This is a genomic window from Emticicia aquatilis (genome assembly GCF_014644295.1).
Lineage (GTDB): Bacteria > Bacteroidota > Bacteroidia > Cytophagales > Spirosomataceae > Emticicia > Emticicia aquatilis.
In genome coordinates this window covers 901,441-924,292 of record NZ_BMKK01000001.1, presented here as the reverse complement: position 1 = coordinate 924,292, position 22,852 = coordinate 901,441, and the positions used below count along the sequence as shown (strand labels likewise).

Below are 22,852 nucleotides of genomic sequence, written 5' to 3'. Positions count from 1 at the left end.
GATGGGAAACAGCAATAAGAAATTGGTGATTTTAGTCGCCGACGACGACGAAGATGACCAACTATTTACGAGAGAGGCTTTTGAAGAAAGCAAGTTGCTGGTCGATATTCGTTTCGTCAACGATGGACTCGAATTACTCGACTATTTGAAACAACAAAATAAATATACAAATCCAGAGGATTGTCCGAGGCCATCGTTGATTTTGCTCGATTTGAATATGCCTAAAATGGATGGACGTGAGGCTTTAAAAGAAATCAAATCGGATACGAAGCTAAAAATGATTCCAGTAGTAGCACTTACTACTTCAAAAGCCGAACAAGATGTATTGAAAACCTACGAGTTGGGTATCAATAGTTTCATTACGAAACCAGTAGCGATTGCCGAATTTATTGAGATTGCCCGAACACTTGGCCATTATTGGCTCGATATTGTGCAACTACCACAAAATGCAAAGAAATGAATAGTAAAGCCGTTAAACTCTTAATTGTTGATGATGATGAAGATGACTTTTATCTAACATCCGAGTACTTAAAAGAAATTCCATCGAAGCAATTCGATATTGTTTGGGCCAGTTCGTTCAACGATGGCGTCAAGCATCTCTCTCATTCCAAGTTCGACTTATGTTTTTTTGATTTCCGTTTGGGAGTCAAAACGGGTATTGATTTGCTCAAGGCTGTCATCGAAATGGGTATCAATACGCCTGTGATTTTGTTTACAGGTAAAGGAGATAAACAGGTCGATAATGAGGCCATGCGATTAGGAGCAATGGACTATTTGGTGAAAACCGATTTAGATGCCGAGAAGCTCGACCGTTGTATCAGATATGCCCTTGAGCGTGCCGATGCCGTAAAACGCTTACGTGAAAATGAAACTCGCTTGAAGAGTATTTTTGAGCAAATGAAAGAAGCGATTGTCTTGAAATCGACTGAGGGATTGATTTTTTATTACAACAAAACCGCTTACGAATTATTAGGCTTTGAAAATTCGGATACATCTAATCTTAGCTTCCGAAACTTTTTTGCCGACCACGATGATTATCGACGTTTTAAGCAAATCCTTGAGATTAATAATTCGATTGAAAACTACGACATTTGGATGGTTAATAAAAGCGGCGAACGAGTGCTTTGTTCGCTTAGCGGAAGTAAGCAGAATGATAGCGAAGGAAACATTTATTACCTCATTGTCATTCAAGACATTACATCGAGGAAAAAACTCGAACGTGACCGACTTTTGGCCGAAAAATCAGCGTCAACGGCACGTTTGGCTCGAACACTTGCCCACGAAGTCCGAAATCCGCTGACCAATATCCATCTTTCGCTTGACCAACTCGACCCCGAATTGCCCGACGAAGACCTAAAGCTTTTTACGGATATTATTAGGCGAAATAGCCTCCGAATTAATACACTAATTACCGAACTTTTAGAGTCATTTAAGCCGCAAGAAACAGTTCTGACCTCAATTTCGATAATCGAATTGATTGAAAGAGCATTGAGCGAAGCCCTCGACCGAATTAATTTAAAAAAGATTACTTTAGTCAAAAACTTTGGTGAAGATTGTACCCTTAATCTCGACCAATCGAAGATAAAAATCGCCTTCTTAAACCTCATAATCAATGCCATTGAGGCAATGGAGGCCGAAAAAGGTATCTTGACGATTCTGACGAGTATTAGAAATGATTATTTCTTGGTGACAATCAAAGACAATGGTGTAGGTATTAGTCAAGAAAACCTAAATAGACTTTTTGAACCTTATTTTACGCTCAAAACCAATGGTTTGGGCTTAGGCTTGGCTGCCACACTCACGATTCTGCAATCGCATAATGCACGAGTAGAAGTTGATTCTCAGTTAGGAGTTGGCACTACTTTTACGATTGCGTTTCCATTGCTCAAAGACCGATAAACTGAGATACCCTGCAAAGCTTTTGCTGCTTTGCAGGGTAATTTTTTAAGTCCTACGGAATGCCGCCTTCGTAGTTTCTATGATAAGACTTGTGCTGACAATGATAATGGCAAAAACCGTTATCCAGACTATAAAACGGTGGTATTCCGTTGCTCCGATTCGCTGAATGAGGATGCCCACAAATGCCCACAAAACTGCCGCTCCGATAAAAGCATTGTTGAGTTTATTGAGTGCCCAGCTGGCAATCAATGCTCCGATTAATACCATCAAGCAAGTCCAAAAAGTTTCGCTTTGACCCAAAGCTCCCCAGCCAAAAAATACTAATACGGCAGTGATATTGGCAATCGTAGCAATACAAATCCAGCCTAAATAAGTACCAAAGGCAGCCTTTGCTATCATCGGAATATTGATTTCATGATTTTTACTAAGATAATCAATTCTACGAACAATGTCGATGAGTGTTATCAATAACGAAAGCATGATGATTACCGAAAAGAACAAATGTTCGAAATGCCAATATACAATCCAGAACATATTCAGGATACAACTCACAATAAATCGTAAGCCGATTTTATCAACCAACGCATTGGTTGATGGGTCGGGAACTTTACTAAATAAGTTTTTGCTCTGTTTCACGCAAAAAATAAATAGCATGATATAGATTATTCCCCAAATCGAAAACGTGATGCCCGCAGGCACAAAAAGATTTGGGTATTGGTCAGAAAGTTGTTTGGTGGTTTTATCATTAAATGGCAGGGCATTGGCCAAGTAATTGGTGGCTACCATTGCTACAAAAAAGCCCCAATTGAGTATCTGTAAGGTTTTTACACCTATTTGTTTTGCTATCGAATCCATAATTTTATTTTTTCTTTGTGGAGCGAACCGAGCGACGGCGGCCGACGCTCAGCCGCTTCCAGTTCGCAGTAAATATAACTAACTAAAAATCAACTAAATAACTTATTTTACAATCGTATCAACATTTTTTTGAGTAGCCTCAATTTCAGTTTGCTTTATCAAAACAGTATAAGATGCAGGCTTTATTCCTTCGCCAAACTCTATGGCATAAACCTTCGTAAACTCTGCTCCCAAGTATAAAATCATTGATGAATAATACACCCATGTAAGCAAGATTACGACCGAACCAGCCGCCCCGTAAATGTCGGATATATTCGATTGTCCTAAGTAAAATCCAATCACGTATTTTCCAACCATAAATAGCATGGCCGTTACGCCAGCCCCCATCAAAGCATCCTTATTTGCCACTTTTCCATCGGGCAGCACTTTAAATATTATCGCAAATAAGACTGTCATCACAATCCAAATAACCCCCAAATTAATAACGGTAAATATATAAACCGTTGTTTCTGAGAAATATACCGATAAGCGTTGGCTGAAAGCATCGAGCAATGTATTGACCAACAACGAAACGATAAACAAAAAACCGAAAGACACAATCAGCGAAAATGACAAAAAACGATTAACTAAATACTTGACGATTCCGTTTTTGGGTTTAGCTTTCAGCGACCAAATCAGATTGATAGAATCTTGGATTTCTGCAAAAACTCCCGTTGCACCAATAAAAAGCATAATTACCCCAACTACTCCCGCAAAACCTGTTTTGCCCGATAGCTGAGCGTGTTGCACCATTTCTTGCACTTGTAGAGCGGCTTCTTTGCCAATAAGACCATTTATTTGTCCATAAAGTTGCCCTCTAATGGCATCTTGTCCGTAGAAAAAGCCAACTATCGACAAAAAGATGAGTATCATCGGGGCCAACGAAAACAAAGTGTAATAAGACAACGAAGCACTTAACTTAAAGGCATTATCATTCATAAAGCCCTCAAAAGTATTTCTTATAAGTCTAAGATATTTCATAAAATGCTGATATATAAATAGGTAAATCAAAACCTCATTGAGCTTTTATAAAAGCCTCAGTACTTTAAAACAAAATTTTATACCAATAGCATAAATGGGCAAAATTTTCCACAAAATAGAAGCTCATGCTTGATATTTCCCCAGCTTTCTGCCTCATAATCAATGGAATAAATATTTTATCAGTAAATACAACAATCAAAACACAGTTATAAATATTCTAAACCATTAAAAACTATTACAACTATGCGTTCAATCTTGTATATCATCGCCGTAATCTTAGTTATTGGATGGCTCATCGGAGCTTTTGCTTATAGTGCTTCTGGGCTTATCCATATTTTATTGGTTTTAGCCATCATATCTTTCTTAGTTGGATTGATACGCAAGGGCAAAATCTAAAACTAAAGAGTAGTTCATATTTATTCACTAAAACAAATTGAAACTATGGAAACTGTCATTCTAATCGGATTTTTAGTAGCGGGTTTATTAACCTCATTTTCGCTGATTTTCTTTTCAGAACACTTTAGCCCGTTTAGTTCTGGAGTAGTGAAAAATATGAACTCAGAATACAAACAAAAAGTTGACTACTTGAAAAAAATCAAACACAACTTTACTCGTATAAAGCAAGTTCACGCCTGATGTATAAGACTGGCTTCTGCTATGCTTCAAATCATCGGTTTTCTATATTGAAATCATTGTAAACTAAATGCCAAAAAGGTTTTTGTGGCTGTTCTCCTCTGGAAATAGGACATAAAGATTATAAGCATTTAGTTTACTATGTACTAAATTTTGGGTACACAACTTTTAAATTTAATAAATACCATGAAAACGCAACACGACACGCTCAGAGATACCCTCAACGAGCTAATAGAAATCAATCACAGTAGAATTGATGGCTACAAGAAAGCAATAAGCGATGTAACTCAGGAAGACCTACAAGGATTATTTGGTAGTATTATCAACGAAAGCGATGGTTTTGCTGAATCATTGGCCGAATATGTCGTAAAACTTGGTGGCGAGCCAAGCACTTCGAGTACGTTCTTAGGAAAAGTACATCAAGTTTGGTTGGATTTCAAAGCTGCACTTAGCTCTAAAAATCGACACACAATCTTAAACTCGTGCGAGTTTGGTGATACCCAAGCCATCAAGGCTTATGATTTGGCTTTAGAAATGAACGAACTTAGCGAGCCATTGCGGGCTTTATTAATCGTACAACGAACAATTATTGCCGAATCTTTGGATATTATTAGGTCATTGATGAAAGCCAATACCGACACTAAATCTGAAATTGCGGCTTTAGATATTACTCAATGAGTAAAGTTTCTGACGAAACTCAATTTCGCACATACCCTTATCAATCATCTTTAAAATAACTAAATTCATGCAAGCAAGTATTGGAATACCCAAAAGCGAAAGCCAAAAAATAACTGACATTTTATCGACATTATTGGCCGACGAACACGTATTGGTCATCAAAACTCGCAATTACCATTGGAATATCACTGGGCCAAGTTTTATGGAAATACACAAGTTCTATGAATCTCATTACGAAATTCTGACCGAAACCATTGATGAAATTGCCGAACGTATCACTCAATTGGGGTATCAGGCAATTGGCACAATGAAAGAGTTTTTGTCGGTCACTCGCCTGACCGAAGGCCCGTACAATGAGCATCAGACCGAACAAATGAAAGTACTTTTAGCCGACCAAGAGACTCTTTGCAAGAATATCCGTAAAGACATTGATGATATTGCCGACTTGAAAGACCCCGTAACAACTGATTTCTTGACGGGAGTTTTGGCAAAACACGAAAAAATGGCTTGGATGATACGCTCATTCTTGAAATAAATCACCCTCATATATCAATAGCTTTCTATTTAGTATAGGAAGCTATTTTTTATGGATATACCACGCCCATGCAATCAATACAAACTGCAAAGGTAGGCGAATCAAAGCCGCTTGATGGCTACCGATGGCAGGATTTTCTTTGAAGACATCGAAGATATGAAGCGGCAAAAACACCAGCATCATAATCAAGATTCCGAGTGTAGCCATTGAGCGAAAACGAGGAATAAAAACACCCACACCCACCGCAATTTCTGCGATTCCAGTTAGATAATTAATGGCCAAACTTGGCAGAAAATCAGGTATAAAAGGAGCATACATTTCGGGTTTGATGAAGTGATTGATGCCACCAAAAATCAAAAAAGTACCGAAAAGATAAGTCAGGATGAGTTTTAGGTTTTTCATAGGAACGGTTTTTAGGATTGTATCGTTAAATATAGCGTTTACTATTGGTTCGACAACCAATTCTGCAAAACCTTTTCATCATCGTTCAATTTCCCGACGATTCGGTAATTCGATTTACCCAAAATGATAGAATCTTTGGCTCGCTCATTTACGACCGCATACGGAAACCTACCACTGGCATGAATAAAACGCATTTCGTTGTTTTGGTAGAGCAGAAATCCCGTGTGCGTATCAAGCCCGACCACATAAAGCCCAGTGCCAGTTTCTCGAACACCCGCCAAAAAATCAGTAATAGTATATTGACTAAACCTACGTATCGACTCTTTTTCAACGAGCGATTTTATCATTTCTTCCGAAGGCAACTGTGCGAGTTTATTCCGTTCGATTTTTAAGCCCAAATCTTCCAAAACCGTTGTCACGAAATAGCCACAGGCAATTTTCCCTTTGCCTGGGGTTTCGGTCTGCCCATAAAACGAATAACGAGTGCCGTACCAAAAAGGCAGTAAAGTACAAAACTGACGAATAAATACTTTACTCAGATTATCACTGTTAGAAGCTAACTCTTTACGTTCATTAGTCAATTGATGTAGCGTATTTCTATATTTTTTAGGTGTAAAATAAAACGTATGATACCCCCATAAAATGGGTGTGCGTTTCATAAAATACCCATACACCGCCGCCGAGACAAGCAAGAAAACCAGTAAGATATATTTCGTATAAGTGCGGCGTTTGGGGCGTTTTTGCATGAATTTTTCAGTATTGTAGCACAAGTTTCTAACTTGTGTAATACAAATATTTGAGAAAAACTTTATTAAAACAAAAAACAGCGAACTTATCAAAAGGCAAGTTCGCTGTTTTTTGTAACTATGGTCTATTTTCCATCGTTCATGGACTCAATTACAAATTCATTTTCTTCAACTCACTCACAGCGAAATCTGCTGCACGAGCCGTAAGAGCCATGTATGTAAGCGATGGGTTTACGCAAGATGCCGAAGTCATCGCTGCACCGTCAGTTACGAATACGTTGCTCGCTCCCCAAACTTGATTGTTGGCGTTCAAAACCGAAGTCTTGGCATCACGTCCCATACGGGCAGTTCCCATTTCGTGGATACCGATACCTGGGTTTTTGCTACGGTCATCGTAAGTCTGAATATTTTTTATACCCGCAGCATCAAGCATTTCGGCTGCTTCGTTCATCATTGCTACACGCATTTTCAAGGCATTTTCGCCCCAACCTGCATCAAATTCAACAACTGGTAAGCCCCACTTATCTTTTTTGTCAGAAAGCGTAAAGCGGTTGTTTGAATCTGGCAAAGTTTCACCAAAACCACCAATATTAAATGACCACGGCCCTACTTGTGTCATTGCTTCTTTGAAATCAGCACCGAAGCCGTCCATCTGTCCGCCACGACCCCAACTTGCACGGCTGGCACCGCCTTGGTAGCCAAATCCACGAACGAAATCACGTTTTTTGTCGCTACCCCAGTTTGCAAAACGAGGCACGTAGATACCATTGGCACGACGGCCATAATAGTACATATCTTCCATGCCCTCGAAAGTACCCGAAGCACCAACTGCTAAGTGGTGGTCCATGATATTACGTCCAAGTTGGTCCGACTCATTACCCAAACCATTCGGGTGAGTTTTCGACTTCGACTGCATCATAATCCACGCTGAGTTGATGGCTGAGGCATTCAAGAAGATAATTTTTGCAAAATATTCGTATTCTTCTTTTGTGTTTTGGTCGATTGCTTTTACACCAACTGCTTTACCTTTTTCGTCATCAAAAATTACTTGGTGAACAATCTTATCGGTAGTTAAAGTCAAATTACCAGTTTTATTGGCCGCTGGCAAAGTTGCCGACTGTGTACTGAAATAACCACCGTAAGGGCAACCACGCATACAAGCATTGCGGAATTGGCAAGATGCACGACCTAAATCCGTTTGGATTTTGGTTGGAGCAGTCAAGTGAGCCGTACGACCGATTGTAACGGCACGACCACCAAATTTCTTTCCAATTCTCGACTTAAATTCTTTCTCAACACAGTTCATTTCCATACCTGGTTGGTAGTTACCATCAGGCAATACATCTAAGCCATCTTTTGTACCACTTACCCCGATGAAACTCTCAACGTAGCTATACCACGGAGCTAAATCTTTATAACGAATCGGCCAGTCGATACCGTGACCGTCTTCGAGGTTTGCCGTGAAATCACGCTCGTTCCAGCGGTAGCTTTGGCGTCCCCACATCAACGAACGACCACCTACGTGATACCCACGAATCCAATCGAATCCACGTTTCTCACCATAAGGGTTTTCTTTATCATTTTCAAACATATTGCGGTGTTCTTCACGGCCAGTATAACCCGTACGAACACTTGCCCAATATTGTTCACGAGCCATATTATCCATGTTTCCACGGTGTGGGAAATCCCAAGGATTTTTCATCGCATTTTCATAACCTTCCACGTGCTTAATATCACGTCCACGCTCAATCATCAACACTTTTAAGCCCTTCTCACATAATTCTTTGGCAGCCCAGCCACCTGATATCCCCGAACCCACAACGATGGCGTCGTAAGTCATTTTCTCTTTTTCTTTACCTTGAATATTCATCAGATTGAATAGATTATTTTTAGTATTTTGTTAGTCTATATTCCACAGACCACGGTTAACAGTGGTGTTATTATTGGTACAATAGTCAAATTTTTTGTGGACAGTTGACTATCTACCCTTTGGCTATTTTATAACGCCCAAGCTTTTTGACCTGGAGTCATTTTTACACAACCTTCGTACTTTCCTGGTACTTCTACATAAGCTAATGCTTGTTTGCAACCTACTTCTGAAGTAAAATAACCCAAAAGTGTCAATTCTTTCATTATTTTAAAGAAAGGTGTTGGCGGAGCTTCTGTTTTACCCTTAGTTTCTTTCGTTAGACCAGTTTCAGAGTCCACCATTTTCTTTGCACTTTCATTTTTCTTTGCTTCATCGTTGGCAGCAGCTTCACATTTTTTCAATACAGCCGTTTGTTGTTCGGGCGTACTTTCCAAAAACTTTTTACCTCCGTTTGATTTCTTAGATTCTTCTTCGAGTGCATCTAAGCCTTTCACAAAATGCTCTTGTTGAGCAGCAGAGTAGCAATCTTTCAACATCATTTCAATAAACGGTCCAACGCCCGCTTCTTTAGCTCCCGGAGTTGTTGTTTTTGGAACAATGATTTCGGCTATTTCGGCAACCAAGCTTTTGTAGTCGGTCGATAAGGCAAAAGAGGTTGCGGCTTCGGTTGCAGTATTAGATTTGCAGCCTTCGAGCATCGCAATCATTGTTGGGGCAGACAAAGCACCTCCCATCAGGTAGGCAACTCTTTGTATCGCATCTCTTCTATTCAATGTTTGATGTTCTTTTTAGGATTGTCAAATAATTTAAGTGGTGAATTTACGAAAGAATAACTTGTCTATGCAAGCTAAAACCAACGAAAATTCTATTAATAGCGATAAATCTCCAAAATTATTGTGAAGTATAGCTTTTGCTATATCTAAAAACGAAATATAGCAATCTTAAATTTTTACTATAATTAATACATTAACTGGCTTGCAAAAAATGATATTTATATTTAAAAATAATGGACTTAATCGGGTGTTTACTTCTTTAAGTGGGTATTTTTGAAAAATATTTTTATTTTTTTTGTTTGAATAAAATTTTTGTTTCTAAAAAAAGTTATACATTTGTGCCAACAAATTAAAGACCAAATAATATTAAATCCAGTCGTTTGTAAATGCCCCAACAAATGATTAAACTATAAAACTCTCCTTTTGGGGCTGGGAATTTTTGACTTATGAAAATAGCAGTAGTAGGAACAGGATACGTAGGACTCGTGACGGGTACTTGTTTTGCTGAAACAGGTAATCAAGTTACTTGTGTAGATATTGATGAGCGTAAAGTTGAGAAACTTCGCAAAGGAAAATTAACAATCTATGAGCCTGGTTTAGATGTGATTTTCGACCGTAATACGAAAGAAGGTCGTTTGAAATTTACAACAAATTTGGCTGAAGGTATCAAAGATGCACAAGTGATTTTCTTGGCATTGCCGACACCTCCAGGAGAAGATGGCTCTGCCGATTTGAAATATATTTTGGGTGTAGCCAATGACCTTGGCCCATTGCTCGAAAACTATGCCGTAATTATTGATAAAAGTACAGTACCAGTAGGCACAGCCGAAAAAGTACGTGAACGTGTAGCCAAAAATGCAAAAGTTGAGTTTGATGTTGTATCGAACCCAGAGTTTTTGCGTGAAGGTGTTGCCGTTGAAGATTTCATGAAGCCTGACCGTGTAGTTATCGGTACAACTTCTGAAAAAGCTAAAAAAGTAATGGAAAAACTTTATGCTCCGTTGGTGCGTCAAGGTAATCCTATCATTTTTATGGACGAGCGTTCGGCCGAAATGACAAAATATGCAGCGAATGCTTTCTTGGCAATGAAGATTACGTTTATGAACGAAATTGCTAACCTTTGCGAAAAAGCAGGTGCAAACGTAGATGATATTCGTCGTGGTATCGGTACTGATAGCCGTATTGGTAAGCGTTTCTTGTTTGCTGGTATTGGTTACGGTGGAAGTTGTTTCCCGAAAGACGTACAAGCTTTAGAAAAAACTGCCAATGAGTTTGATTACGATTTCAAAATTTTGAAATCAGTAATGAAAGTAAACGAGAAGCAAAAAACCAAGATGATGCCACACGTGAAGGCATATTTCGATGGCGATTTGAAAGGCAAAACGATTGCTCTTTGGGGATTGGCTTTCAAACCTCACACTGATGATATTCGTGAAGCTCCAGCTTTATATAACATCAAAGAATTGCGTAAAGCAGGTGCCAAAGTAGTTGTTTATGACCCAGAAGCGATGGAGAACGTACGTGGCGTAGTTGGTAAAAAAGTAAAATACGCTAAAAGCCCATACGAAGCCATTGAAGGTGCAGATGCCTTGATGATTATGACCGAATGGCCAGAATTCCGTACGCCAGATTTTGATAAAATGGAAGCAGCTCTCAAAAATAAAGTTATCTTTGATGGCCGTAACCTTTACGAACTAAAAGATATGCGTGATTTAGGTTACACATATTTCTCAGTTGGTAGAGATACTGTGAAATAAAACCTCTAACCGCAGTAGCGGACTATCCCTAAGGGGAGATAAAAGGTGGTTAACTAAGATAAAATTTCATACAAATATTAAAACAAAAACTCCCCTTTAGGGGTTGGGGGTATATGAAAAGAGTATTAATAACAGGCGGTGCGGGTTTTTTGGGTTCGCACCTTTGCGATAGATTTATCAAAGAAGGACATTATGTAATTGCGATGGATAACCTAATCACGGGAGATTTACGCAATATCGAACATTTGTTCAAGCATCCAAATTTTGAGTTTTATCACCACGATGTGAGTAAGTTTATTCACGTTCCTGGCGAACTCGACTATATCTTGCACTTTGCGTCACCAGCAAGCCCGATTGATTATTTGAAGATTCCGATTCAAACCCTAAAAGTGGGTTCGTTAGGTATTCATAACTGTCTTGGCTTGGCTCGTGTGAAAAAAGCAAGAGTGATAATAGCCTCAACATCAGAAGTTTATGGCGACCCACAAGTTCACCCACAAACAGAAGAGTATTGGGGACACGTAAACCCAGTTGGGCCACGTGGTGTATATGACGAAGCAAAACGTTTCCAAGAAGCCATGACAATGGCCTACCATACTTATCATGGTTTGGAAACTCGTATCGTGCGTATTTTTAATACGTATGGTCCAAGAATGCGACTCAACGACGGACGTGTATTGCCAGCATTCATTGGGCAAGCATTGCGTGGCGAAGACCTCACTATCTTTGGTGATGGTACACAAACTCGCTCATTTTGCTACGTTGATGATTTAGTAGAAGGTATTTACCGTTTACTGCTTTCTGATTATGCTTACCCTGTAAATATCGGTAATCCATCAGAAATTACGATGAATGAATTTGCCGAAGAAATCATCAAATTGACAGGAACAGACCAAAAAATCGTGCATAGACCATTGCCGAAAGATGACCCTAAACAACGTCAACCAGACATTACGAAGGCGAGAGAAATCTTAGGTTGGGAGCCAAAGGTAAGCCGTGCGGAAGGCTTGAAGATTACCTACGAATATTTCAAAAACTTACCAAAAGAAAGACTTTTCGAAGAAGTTGCTCACCGTGAGTTTAATAAGAAATAATAATATAAGTTCTTGGAAACCCTGTAAAACCTAAAGTTTTACAGGGTTTTTCTTTTCATTAAGACAGCAAATTATCAAAAGCCAATTCAATATTGGGAAAACGGAATTTAAACCCACTCCCCAAAAGTTTTTTAGGGTAAACATTTCTGCTTTTAAGTAAGAGTTCGGCTTCGGTACCAATAAAAATAGCTGCTAATTCCAGAATAAAAACTGGCGATGAAATGCCAAACGGAATGCTCATGAGCTTTCTTAGTTGCTGCATAAAATCTGTATTTTTGATAGGTGCAGGAGCGGTAATATTTATTGCCCCGACGATGCTTTCATCGTTAATGATATATTCTACGGCTCTACAAAAGTCTTCGATATGAATCCAACTCATCATTTGCTCACCATGTCCTTGTTTTCCTCCTAATCCTAATCTACTTATGGACTTTATTTTTTGAAAAGCTCCGCCATCATTTCCTAAAACAATAGAAGTTCGCAAAGCGACTTTTCTGACATTGGTGCTTTCTTTTTTGAAAAATGCGGCCTCCCATGCTTTACAAATATTCATCGAAAAATCATCTCCAATGATACCATTTTCTTCATCCATCAATTGGGTTTCGGCATGAATATAAATAGTTGCACTACTTGCATTTAACCATACTTTCGGAGGACACTTGCATTTGTCAATAGCTTCCTGCAAAATATTGGTGCTGTTTATCCTTGACGCTAAAATCTGTTTTCTATTGCTCGCGTTATATCTACAATCCACCGATTTACCAGTCATGTTGATTAATGCATCGGCATTTTCCAATTCGCTAACCCAATTTCCAAGACTATTCGCATCCCAATAAACCTGATTTTGTTTAGTTGGATTTCTACTTAGAATAATTACTTGGTGCTTTTTTTCTATCAAGTATTTTTCAAGGGCATTTCCTAAAAAGCCCGAACCACCTGCAATAATAATTTTCATGATTTTAGTATTTAGTGGATAACAAAGCCGATAATGAATAATACAAAAACTCGATAAATCAGCCATGAAATAGATGGAAGCCAACCAATGTCTAAGATTTTACATCGTCTGATATGCTCAAAAAACATGAAGCCTACAACCAACCCAAAATATGCCAAATGTAAAAGTGGTAGTTGATTGTTAATCAAGAGCATAGGAATAAGCAGTAATGTCCCAATCAATGAGACCGTCATCATATTGCCGAGATAATCAAGGAGTTTATCTTTGGGAAGTTTATATAAAATTACACTCTGCCAGACAAGCTGCCCCAAACAAACCAAAAATTCTCTACCTAAGTGATTTTTCCAACCCATAAACTCATTAATCGGTTTCGTGAAATGAAACAAAACAGTAGAAGAAGCTATAACTACAAGAAGTATATACAGGAATCGGTATTTTAGGTTAAGGTCAGGTACGCAGACTCTTTCATTGAGTTGTGGTGAACTCGGAGCAATTATTTTTCTATTAAAAGAGATGAATTTGTATAGTTTTCGTAGAAAAAACTCAACAACTATGTTTTTTAAGATGGGTTTTAGAAATGAGAAACTATGGGTAATTATATACACTAAAGCATCTAGGCCGTAGAGTGCTTCTTGGGTTTGAGTATTGTAAAAAGCAATTTCGTTACGTGCTTTGTTCATGTCAACGCTATTGCTTACTGAAGTATCAATCGTCTGATACGGACTGCAAGTTCCTTGCTCAATCATGCCTGTCTTTTCAAACGCACCTCCATAAAGTTGACACATCGGACAATCTTTATCAATTAGAAGTTTGTAGTTATTTAAAGTTCTCATAGTTTCAGGAATTTATGAAAATTTGTAATAAAAAAATTAACTAATCATTTTCAAAACATTTTTAAGAAGAGCGTTCTTTTCTACTTTTAATAATAACTCGCTCATTGCATCCATCTGCTCGATAAAGCTATTGAGTTCGGTAAGCATATTTTTTATGTGTACCTGTTCGCTATCTTTGGCATCAGTTGTTGAGTTAAGCAGGGCTTTTACGGTTTGTTTAGCAGGCATAATCTCACGCTTTTTTCGCTCGGTAATAATTCGGGTAGCAATTTGCCAAATATCGTGTTCGGCAATAAAATATTCCTTTCTATCGCCTGGTTTTGTTTGTTTATAGATAAGATTCCAGTTGACAAGCTCTCTCAAAACCATATTTACATTACCTCTCGAAAGCTGTAATTGTTGCATAATATCCTCAGTACTAAGTTCCGAACTACTCAATAACATAAGAGCATGAACTTGTGCGGTTGAGCGGCTAATTCCCCACGATGTACCAAGTACTCCCCATGCCTGAACAAACTGTGTTTTTATTTCATCTGTTTTCATACACAAATATATATAAATAAAAACAAACTTCCAAGAATTTGTGAAAGTTTGTTTTATTCCAACTCCAAAACCATATCAAAATTATCAATTCCTTTATTTACAAACTTTCCAATTGTCCGAAAGCCTTGTTTAGAATAATAATTGATGGCCTTTGCATTACTGGCTTGCACACCTCCCCACAAAATCACTCGTTTTATTCCTTTGTTTCGTAAATCATTTTTTATAAAGTCAAACAGGAGATTTCCTAAGCCTTTACCTTGCCACGCATCTGCCACCGATGGTGCAAAAGTGCAATCGGTTGTTGGTTGAAGCTGAAATTGATAGGCTTCAAGTCTGAGTTTATCTTTTGGTACATAACCTAATTTAATGATAGTATAAGCAACGATTTCTTTTGAGTAGCTATCGTCGATGATAAAGCCTGTGTTGCGGCTTTCGGTAGCATAAAAAAGCTTGATTGTGGGTAAATCAAAGGCATGAGGAGCAAATCTACTGCGAGTAGCGGCACTTAGTTTTTCTAAATAAAAGAGCAAGTTGTCAAAATCTGTACTTTCAAGTTGCCGAACAATCATGGTTTTATTTATCTTTACTTCACTCATTGGAATTATATTTTTGAGTCAATTTCTTTAAATTCCTTTACCTTTGCAAATCTTTTGTACAACAAAACTGTTCTCTGAAAAAAGACATAAACATACCAAATAGATGAAATTAGACCGCATAGAAGATGCAATCGAAGCAATTCGTAATGGAGAGATAATCATCGTTGTTGATGACGAAGACCGTGAGAATGAAGGTGATTTTATATGTGCTGCCGAAAAAACTACGCCCGAAATGGTTAATTTCATGGTGAAAGAGGGTAGAGGCTTAATGTGTACACCTCTTACTCGTAAGCGTTGCGAAGAACTCGAATTAGATATGATGGTGGGCAAAAATACAGCCCAACACGAAACCGCTTTTACGGTTTCAGTCGATTTATTGGGCAATGGTTGTACGACTGGTATTTCGGCCAGCGACCGTGCTAAAACCATTCAAGCACTCGTAAATCCTGCCACTAAACCTGAGGATTTGGGTCGTCCAGGGCATATTTTTCCATTGCGTGCAGCCGAAGGTGGCGTAATTCGTCGTTCTGGCCACACCGAAGCCGCTATTGATTTGGCCGTTCTGGCTGGGCTTCAACCCGCAGGTGTTTTGATTGAAATTCTCAACGAAGACGGCACAATGGCACGCTTACCGCAATTACTTGAAATTGCTAAGAAGTTTAACCTTAGATTAGTGAGTATCAAAGATTTAATTGAGTATCGTCTCGAAAAAGAATCTTTGATAAAGCGTGAAATAGGTGTAAATATGCCAACCGAATGGGGTAATTTTGATATGGTGGCTTTTCGCCAGCTTGATAACGACCAACTGCATTTAGCACTTATCAAAGGTACTTGGGAAGAAGACGAACCCGTTATGGTGCGTGTACATTCTTCGTGTGTAACGGGCGATATTTTTGGTTCGTGTCGTTGTGATTGCGGGCCGCAACTTCATGCCGCCATGGAATTAGTGGAGAAAGAAGGCAAAGGCGTTATACTATACATGAACCAAGAAGGACGTGGCATTGGATTGTTGAATAAACTAAAAGCCTATAAATTGCAAGAAATGGGGCGTGATACCGTAGAAGCAAATCTCGAATTAGGTTTCAAAATGGATGAACGTGATTATGGAGTAGGTGCTCAAATTTTGAGAAATTTAGGAATCAAAAAAATGAAATTGATTTCAAATAATCCTAAAAAGAGAGCGGGTTTGATTGGCTACGGTTTAGAAATCATAGATTCGATTCCGATTGAGATACCCGCAAATCCTCATAACATTGCATATTTGCAAACCAAACGAGATAAAATGGGGCATAAAATTATGGGTTCTTAAAAATATTAGGCACGCATAACAATTTCTTAACGATTAGAAATTGAATTTTATCAATATTTTTCATTAAAAATCTTATAAAAACTTGTAGTTCAAGCACTTATCCAAATAAAAAGGATAGGTGCTTGTTTTTTTTAGAGAAAATTTTTAAGACCTTTGTTGTGGAAATTTAAAAACCACTAATGATTTTTACTTCAAACATTTCTAACTCCAAAAAAAACATGATGCGAAAATTTACTTTTTTGCGAGGGGCTCTCAGCCTACTTGTTGGGATTCTTTTTGCTTTTCAAGGCTTTGCACAGGTAACAACCTCTTCGATTAGCGGTTTAGTAGCAGACGCTAAAGGCGAAGGTTTGCCAGGTGCAACGGTTGTTGCAGTTCACGTACCATCAGGTACTAAATATGGTACGGTTTCAAACTCTGCGGGTCGTTATATACTTCCTTCGGTTCGTGTTGGTGGACCATATAAAGTTACATTTACATTTGTAGGTTACAAAGAAGCAGTAAAAGAAGGTGTTATCACCAGCTTAGGTTCTGCTGCTAACGTTGACGTTAAATTAGATGAGGCAGGTACATTCCTTGATGAAATCAAAGTTACATCAGGACGTTCGGATATCATTTCATCGAGCCGTACGGGTGCTTCTACAACTTTGGGTTTAAATGCTGTTAATAGTTTACCAACTATTGGTCGTACTATTGATGACATTACTAAATATAATGCTTACAGTAATGGTCGTTCTTTTGCTGGTCAAGATAGCCGTTTGAATAACTTCACTATTGATGGTTCGGTTTTCAATAATGGTTTCGGTTTAGGTAGCTCATCACAAGCAGGTGGACGTACTGGTACAACTGCCGTATCTCTTGATGCGATTGAGCAAGTACAAATCAACATTGCTCCTTTTGACGTTCGTCAATCAGGTTTTGCGGGTGCTGGTATCAACGCCGTAACTCGTTCAGGAACAAACGACGTAACTGGTTCAGTATATTACCTCACAAGAGGAAGTGACATGGTTGGTAAGAAAGCAGATGGTAAAGAGTTACCACCAGTAAATATCAACGAAAAAACGTTTGGTTTCAGAGTTGGAGCTCCAATCATCAAAGATAAATTGTTTATTTTTGCTAACTTTGAAATGTTTAATAGCTCTACACCAGCACTTACATGGTCGGCTAACCGCTCTGGTGCAACTGGTAACGTATCTCGTACTACTTACGCTGACTTACAAGATTTAGCAAGTTTCATGAGCTCTAACTTCGGATGGGAAGCTGGTGAGCTTGATGGTTTCAACAACGAAATTAATAGTAAGAAAGGTTTGGTTCGTTTAGATTATAACATCAATAACAACCATAAATTATCAGTGCGTTATTCACATCACGATTCTGGTTCAGATGCTATCATCAGTAATAGTAATAGTAGTAATACAGCAGGTAATGGTAACCGTACAAACTCGGCCTTAGCATTATCACCACAAAATACTGGTTACAAGATTGCAGATAATACTCGTTCGTTTGTAGCTGAATTAAACTCTAACTTCAAGGGTAAATTTGCTAACAACTTAATTGCTACTTATAATAAGCAAATCGAAGACCGTACTTACCGCACTGCTGTTTTCCCAACAGTTGATATTTTGAATGCAGGAAGTACTTATACTTCAGTAGGTTTCGACCCATTCACGCCTAATAACAAATTGAATTATTCTACGTTCAACGTAACGAATAACTTGAGTTATTTTGCTGGAAAACACAATATCACTTTTGGTTTATCTTACGAAGCATTCCAATCTAACAACGTGTTCTTCCCAGCGTCGAATGGTGTTTGGGTATTTAACTCTATCGCTGATTTCAAAACAGCTGCTTTGGCTTATAAAGCTAATCCAAATCTTGCAGTTTCTCCAGTTCCAGTAGCACGTTTCAACTACCGTTATTCATTGTTACCAGACGGTGGAGAGCCTTTACAAACTTTGAAACAAAATACATATTCAACTTACTTACAAGACGAATATTCTGTTAATCCTCGTTTGAAAGTTACAGCGGGTGTTCGTTTAGATGTATTTGATTATAACGATAAATACGCTACAGACTTCAATAACCCAGTTGTAGCAGGTTTAACTTACAAAGATGAGAACAATGCTGATTTGAAAATCTCAACTGGAGCATTCCCAAGTAATAAGGTAATCGTAACTCCTCGTTTAGGTTTTAACTATGACGTAAAAGGAGATAAAAGCACGCAAATCCGTGGTGGTACAGGTATCTTCGTTTCACGTATTCCACAAGTATTGGTTTCGAACCAATTGGGTAATAATGGTGTAAATACAGCGGTATTAAACTTTACTAATACAACTGCTTATCCGTTTACAACAGACCCAAGTCGTTTCAAACCAACTACTACTGATATTACTAAGCTTCCTGCTTATGTAATCAACGCATCGACTGATAATCTTAAAAACCCAATTATTTGGAAAAGCAGCTTAGCGATTGACCAAAAATTACCTTGGGGCTTAATCGGTACAGTTGAAGGTATCTACAATGATAATATTCAGGCTCTTCGTTATATTGATGGTAACTTAAAATCACCAACAACTAAATTTACTGGCCCAGATACTCGTGACCGTTTCCCTGCTTCTGGTTTATCAGGAAATGCTGTAAACCCAGCTCGTTTTATCAATGCTGCTAATACAAACGCATTTATCTTGACTAACACAAAAGAAGGTTACTCTTACTCTTTAACAGCTAAATTAGAAAAGACAGCTACTAAAGGTTTCAGTGGAATGATTGGTTATACATACTCTAAAGCAAAAGACTTACAGTCGGTTGCAAGTACTGTATTAGCTAATATCCCAACTGTACAAGGACAAAACTATTTAACTCCTTCTTGGTCAGATAACGACTTACGTCACCGTTTAGTAGGTTATGTAAACTACCGTATCAACTATGGTGGTAAATTAGGTGGTTCTACAATGTTTACTTTGGGTATGGTTTCAAACAGTGGCTTTAAGGTTTCTTATACTTACGGTAATGACTTGAATGGTGATGGTCAAAACAACGACCTTATCTTTGTTCCAAACAAAGCTTCAGACCTTACTTTTACTGCATTGACAGTAGGTTCGGGTGCAACAGCCGTTACTTTCTCGCCTGAGCAACAAGCAACAGCTTTTGAAACATATATCAGCAATCACCCTTATTTAAGTACAAAACGTGGTCAGTACTCTGAAAGAAATGGTGCTGCTGTGCCATCTTTAACTCGTTTTGACTTCACAGTTGAGCAAGATTTCTATGTAGCTACTGGCAAAAAAGGCAAGAAAAATACTATTCGTTTACGTTTTGACGTATTGAACGTAGGTAACCTTCTTAACAACAAGTGGGGTGTTGCTATGTCAACAACAGGTACAAACCCGTTGAGCTTAGCATCTATCAGTGCTGCTGGTGTTCCTTCTTACCGTATGGCTACTCAAGTAGTGGATGGAACAACTATCTTATTACGTGATGCTTTTGTGAAAAGTATTAATATTAACAACGTTTGGCAAGGACAATTCGGAATTCGTTATATTTTCGAATAATTCTTCCAAGAATCAATTACGTCAAGAACCCTCACTATTTAGTGGGGGTTTTTGCATTATCCGAACCCTATTACCTATGAATAAACGACGTATCTTTGAGCAAAAAATCTTTTCATTGTTTTGTGATAACAAGCATGATGCACAAAAACTGGTACGTTTATTATACGAACGTTTTGATGTGGAGAGTCATGATTATGAAGATGATGAGGTTTGGAATTTAGTTGAAAATTACTTTATCAATAAGGTGATTCCTCATAAAATAGAAGTTCGCAAAGCTGGAATGGACTTCCTGAAAGAAAAATGGTTTATAGAGTTACTATCCCTATCGGATAACCCACATCCAAACGACCCAGTAGAGCAGTTTAGGTATAATCTTTGGAGACACGACCTTTCCAAGTTTTCAGTTCAAGAGGCCTACGGATATGCCGTACACGATTTCAAGAATCCTAAGCCAACCCAGTCGTTGTTCCAACGAGCGTGGCATCATCATAAATTGCAGAATGCTCATCATCCTGAGTATTGGTTGAGTGTGGAACGCAATGGGACTACAACCCCTCTACCTATGCCAAGTATATATGTGGGTGAAATGATAGCCGATTGGATTGGTGCTTCGATAAGTTACGGTACGAATTTTCAAGAATGGCTACCCAAAAACTTGCCACAATTTTTATGGCATCCATATACTGCCAATCTTACAGCTGATTATCTTTCAAAGATGGGATTTAAGGTCAGAAAGGAAGAGCAGAAGTTGTATTTAGGATAATAGATACGAAGTATTTCTTTTGGTCAGACCTGAGAGTAAGACCAAAAGAAAAGTTCAAGAAAGGGGTTAGGCCTTCGGAACAGACCCGTATAAACCAGTTACCACTTCAACTACTTTATCAATTTCTTCAACAGTATTATATTTTCCGAAAGAGAAGCGAACATTTCCACGCTCTGGCTGTACGTTTAAGGCCCCCAGTACGTGCGAACCTACATCTGAGCCGCTCGTACAAGCACTACCACCAGAACACGAAATTTGAGCAATATCAAGGTTGAAGAGTAACATGTCATTGTCTTCGCTTGGTGGAAGGCTTACATTCAGAACCGTGTAAAGGCTACGCTCTAAATTATCCGAATCACCGTTGAATCTTACGTCAGGAATGGCGGCTTTCAGTTTTTCAATCATTCTGCTTTTTAAGCCTTCAATATGTGTTTTGTGTTGCTCCATTTCTTTGTAGGCTATTTCGAGAGCTTTGGCTAAACCTACAATACCGTACACGTTTTCTGTACCGCCACGCATATTGCGTTCTTGTGAACCACCGTGAATAAACGGATGAATCTTATTATCGGCATTGATATACAAGAAACCAACACCTTTTGGGCCGTGAAATTTATGAGCAGCACCAACCAGAAAATCTATCTTCGTATTTTGTACATCATGCTTATAATGCCCCATCGTTTGTACAGTATCCGAATGAAAAATGGCATTGTATTTTTTGCAGATTTCGCCTACTTTTTCTAAATCAATCAGATTACCGATTTCATTATTTCCGTGCATCAACGAAACCAAACTTCGTGGTTTTGTACTTAACAATTCCTCCAAATGCACTAAGTCAACGTGGCCTTTTTCATCAAGATTTACGAAACTTAACTCAATTGTGCCTTGTTTTGCCAGATATTCAAGCGTATGCAATACCGCATGATGCTCAGTTGGAGAAGTAATGGCGTGTTTTAGACCATAAGTATCAATGCTACCCGTAATGGCTGTGTTATCAGCTTCCGTACCGCCCGAAGTAAAGAAAATCTCTGAAGGAGAGGCATTAATCAGACTGGCCACGGTCTTACGTGCCTTTTCGATAGCCGAGCGTACTTGTCGCCCGTGCGAGTGAATAGATGAAGGATTACCGAAGTTTTCGGTCATCAGGGGTAACATTGCCTGCAAAACTTCATCATCAAGGCGAGTTGTGGCGGCATTATCTAAATAAATTTTAGGCATTTTAGAGGCTTAGTTTGTTGGGAATGGTCTATCCGCAATCAATAATTGGTTGCGAGTGGCATTCCGTTTTACAAATTTTTTATTATATTTTACAAAAATAATATTTGGTTTTTAATATTACAACCCACTGTTTTGATAGACTAAGGCGAATATTATTTGGCTTTCTGCTGAAAATGTGAAAATTTATAGCCTTTCTTGAAGGTGTGCAACAATTACTGCGGACTGTTGACCTCTGACTGTTGACTAATTACAGCTCTACACTTACATTTCGCTTGAAGGCTGCTCCAAAATCAATCATTGATTCGGTTTTTAAAATTCCTGCAATATGGTCTATTTTATCATATAACACACTTCTCATGTGTTCGTTCGATTTTGCCACAATTCTTATGTAAAGCGTGTATTGACCTGTAATATAGTAACACTCAGTTACCTCGGGAATTTTACGTAGCTCTTCTATAATTAGCTTAGAATCAGAGTCTTCCTTCAAAACTAAGCCAGTAAAAGCACTCCATTCGTAGCCAAGTTTGCGTTCGTCGAGGATAATTCCTGCACCTTTCAAAATACCGATTTTCTTCATGCGATTAACTCGCTGATGAACCATCGTATTCGATATATTTAGGTGTTTGGCTATTTCCGAGTAGGGTTTTCGACCATCTTTTTCGAGTTGAATCAGAATTTTTTTATCGTATTCATCCAACATATTATCATTTACCATAAGTCAACTTTTATATTAATTAATAATTTTTGAGGTATAATTATTTAATTATTCAAAAATAAAGTAAATAATGCTTAAAGTGAAAATATATTAAGTCAATCTAACATATT

Annotated in this window: 23 protein-coding genes; 11 read left to right on the top strand and 12 right to left on the bottom strand. The window is 38.3% G+C overall.

Translation table 11 applies throughout. The features are described from left to right. Position 1 precedes the first annotated feature (1 nt). Both IEX65_RS04050 and IEX65_RS04045 read left to right on the top strand, forming a co-directional pair. A complete protein-coding gene (locus tag IEX65_RS04050; RefSeq protein ID WP_188764728.1) occupies positions 2-460 on the top strand; it encodes a response regulator in 459 nt (152 codons plus the stop codon). Beyond that, complete coding sequence (locus IEX65_RS04045; protein WP_188764727.1) at positions 457-1,899, top strand: hybrid sensor histidine kinase/response regulator; 1,443 nt, start codon at positions 457-459, stop codon at positions 1,897-1,899. Before IEX65_RS04050 ends, IEX65_RS04045 begins: the two co-directional genes overlap by 4 nt. A 45-nt stretch (positions 1,900-1,944) precedes the next feature. Here IEX65_RS04045 and IEX65_RS04040 read toward each other — a convergent pair whose 3' ends face one another. Both IEX65_RS04040 and IEX65_RS04035 read right to left on the bottom strand, forming a co-directional pair. Continuing rightward, positions 1,945-2,754 carry a TspO-related membrane protein gene (locus IEX65_RS04040; protein ID WP_188764726.1) on the bottom strand — a complete coding sequence of 270 codons (810 nt, stop codon included), beginning with the start codon at positions 2,752-2,754 and terminating at the stop codon, positions 1,945-1,947. A gap of 102 nt (positions 2,755-2,856) precedes the next feature. Further along, positions 2,857-3,774: a YihY/virulence factor BrkB family protein gene (locus tag IEX65_RS04035; RefSeq protein ID WP_188764725.1), complete on the bottom strand. Its 918-nt coding sequence runs from the start codon at positions 3,772-3,774 to the stop codon at positions 2,857-2,859. Positions 3,775-4,017: 243 nt separating this feature from the next. On the opposite strand from IEX65_RS04035, the gene IEX65_RS04030 reads away from it, so the two are divergent. The 4 genes from IEX65_RS04030 (at position 4,018) to IEX65_RS04015 (ending at position 5,620) form a co-directional block, all read left to right on the top strand. Beyond that, a complete protein-coding gene (locus tag IEX65_RS04030) occupies positions 4,018-4,170 on the top strand; it encodes a lmo0937 family membrane protein (protein WP_188764724.1) in 153 nt (50 codons plus the stop codon). Between the two features lie 45 nt (positions 4,171-4,215). Then, a complete protein-coding gene (locus tag IEX65_RS04025; RefSeq protein WP_188764723.1) occupies positions 4,216-4,410 on the top strand; it encodes a hypothetical protein in 195 nt (64 codons plus the stop codon). A 183-nt stretch (positions 4,411-4,593) separates the two neighbouring features. Continuing rightward, complete coding sequence (locus IEX65_RS04020) at positions 4,594-5,085, top strand: ferritin-like domain-containing protein (protein ID WP_188764722.1); 492 nt, start codon at positions 4,594-4,596, stop codon at positions 5,083-5,085. Positions 5,086-5,152: 67 nt separating this feature from the next. Continuing rightward, the gene (locus tag IEX65_RS04015) at positions 5,153-5,620 is read left to right on the top strand and encodes a Dps family protein (protein WP_188764721.1); all 468 of its coding nucleotides are present in this window, start codon (positions 5,153-5,155) and stop codon (positions 5,618-5,620) included. 42 nt (positions 5,621-5,662) lie between these two features. On the opposite strand, the gene IEX65_RS04010 is transcribed toward IEX65_RS04015, so the two are convergent. The 4 genes from IEX65_RS04010 to IEX65_RS03995 all read right to left on the bottom strand — a co-directional run bounded on the left by IEX65_RS04010 (position 5,663) and on the right by IEX65_RS03995 (position 9,411). Continuing rightward, a complete protein-coding gene (locus IEX65_RS04010) occupies positions 5,663-6,022 on the bottom strand; it encodes a DoxX family protein (protein ID WP_188764720.1) in 360 nt (119 codons plus the stop codon). 41 nt (positions 6,023-6,063) lie between these two features. Beyond that, a complete protein-coding gene (locus tag IEX65_RS04005; RefSeq protein WP_188764719.1) occupies positions 6,064-6,768 on the bottom strand; it encodes a hypothetical protein in 705 nt (234 codons plus the stop codon). 151 nt (positions 6,769-6,919) lie between these two features. After that, positions 6,920-8,638 carry a GMC oxidoreductase gene (locus IEX65_RS04000; RefSeq protein ID WP_188764718.1) on the bottom strand — a complete coding sequence of 573 codons (1,719 nt, stop codon included), beginning with the start codon at positions 8,636-8,638 and terminating at the stop codon, positions 6,920-6,922. A gap of 128 nt (positions 8,639-8,766) precedes the next feature. Beyond that, entirely contained in the window at positions 8,767-9,411 is a 645-nt protein-coding gene (locus IEX65_RS03995; protein WP_188764717.1) for a gluconate 2-dehydrogenase subunit 3 family protein, read from the bottom strand. A gap of 446 nt (positions 9,412-9,857) precedes the next feature. Between IEX65_RS03995 and IEX65_RS03990 the strand changes: the two genes are divergently transcribed. Together IEX65_RS03990 and IEX65_RS03985 are read left to right on the top strand one after the other, a co-directional pair. After that, a complete protein-coding gene (locus IEX65_RS03990) occupies positions 9,858-11,168 on the top strand; it encodes a UDP-glucose dehydrogenase family protein (protein WP_188764716.1) in 1,311 nt (436 codons plus the stop codon). 113 nt (positions 11,169-11,281) lie between these two features. After that, positions 11,282-12,262 (top strand): UDP-glucuronic acid decarboxylase family protein, encoded by a 981-nt coding sequence (locus IEX65_RS03985; protein ID WP_188764715.1) that lies wholly within the window; start codon positions 11,282-11,284, stop codon positions 12,260-12,262. A gap of 58 nt (positions 12,263-12,320) precedes the next feature. Here the strand turns inward: IEX65_RS03985 and IEX65_RS03980 are convergent, their stop codons facing one another. Genes IEX65_RS03980 through IEX65_RS03965 form a run of 4 tightly spaced genes read right to left on the bottom strand, consistent with a single transcriptional unit; the run spans position 12,321 to position 15,189 of the window. Next, the gene (locus tag IEX65_RS03980) at positions 12,321-13,217 is read right to left on the bottom strand and encodes a TIGR01777 family oxidoreductase (RefSeq protein ID WP_188764714.1); all 897 of its coding nucleotides are present in this window, start codon (positions 13,215-13,217) and stop codon (positions 12,321-12,323) included. Positions 13,218-13,228: 11 nt separating this feature from the next. After that, positions 13,229-14,050 (bottom strand): hypothetical protein, encoded by an 822-nt coding sequence (locus IEX65_RS03975; RefSeq protein WP_188764713.1) that lies wholly within the window; start codon positions 14,048-14,050, stop codon positions 13,229-13,231. A 36-nt stretch (positions 14,051-14,086) separates the two neighbouring features. Then, positions 14,087-14,593: a GbsR/MarR family transcriptional regulator gene (locus IEX65_RS03970; protein ID WP_188764712.1), complete on the bottom strand. Its 507-nt coding sequence runs from the start codon at positions 14,591-14,593 to the stop codon at positions 14,087-14,089. 53 nt (positions 14,594-14,646) lie between these two features. Further along, positions 14,647-15,189: a GNAT family N-acetyltransferase gene (locus tag IEX65_RS03965; RefSeq protein ID WP_188764711.1), complete on the bottom strand. Its 543-nt coding sequence runs from the start codon at positions 15,187-15,189 to the stop codon at positions 14,647-14,649. 103 nt (positions 15,190-15,292) lie between these two features. Between IEX65_RS03965 and IEX65_RS03960 the strand changes: the two genes are divergently transcribed. The 3 genes from IEX65_RS03960 to IEX65_RS03950 all read left to right on the top strand — a co-directional run bounded on the left by IEX65_RS03960 (position 15,293) and on the right by IEX65_RS03950 (position 20,812). Then, positions 15,293-16,498: a bifunctional 3,4-dihydroxy-2-butanone-4-phosphate synthase/GTP cyclohydrolase II gene (locus tag IEX65_RS03960; RefSeq protein ID WP_188764710.1), complete on the top strand. Its 1,206-nt coding sequence runs from the start codon at positions 15,293-15,295 to the stop codon at positions 16,496-16,498. 218 nt (positions 16,499-16,716) lie between these two features. Next, positions 16,717-20,049, top strand: coding sequence for a TonB-dependent receptor (locus IEX65_RS03955; RefSeq protein ID WP_188764709.1), 3,333 nt, complete (start codon positions 16,717-16,719; stop codon positions 20,047-20,049). Between the two features lie 76 nt (positions 20,050-20,125). Beyond that, a complete protein-coding gene (locus IEX65_RS03950; RefSeq protein WP_188764708.1) occupies positions 20,126-20,812 on the top strand; it encodes a DUF5662 family protein in 687 nt (228 codons plus the stop codon). Between the two features lie 66 nt (positions 20,813-20,878). Here the strand turns inward: IEX65_RS03950 and IEX65_RS03945 are convergent, their stop codons facing one another. Continuing rightward, the gene (locus IEX65_RS03945) at positions 20,879-22,027 is read right to left on the bottom strand and encodes a cysteine desulfurase family protein (protein ID WP_188764707.1); all 1,149 of its coding nucleotides are present in this window, start codon (positions 22,025-22,027) and stop codon (positions 20,879-20,881) included. Between the two features lie 247 nt (positions 22,028-22,274). Continuing rightward, a complete protein-coding gene (locus IEX65_RS03940) occupies positions 22,275-22,742 on the bottom strand; it encodes an Lrp/AsnC family transcriptional regulator (RefSeq protein WP_188764706.1) in 468 nt (155 codons plus the stop codon). Positions 22,743-22,852 lie beyond the last annotated feature (110 nt).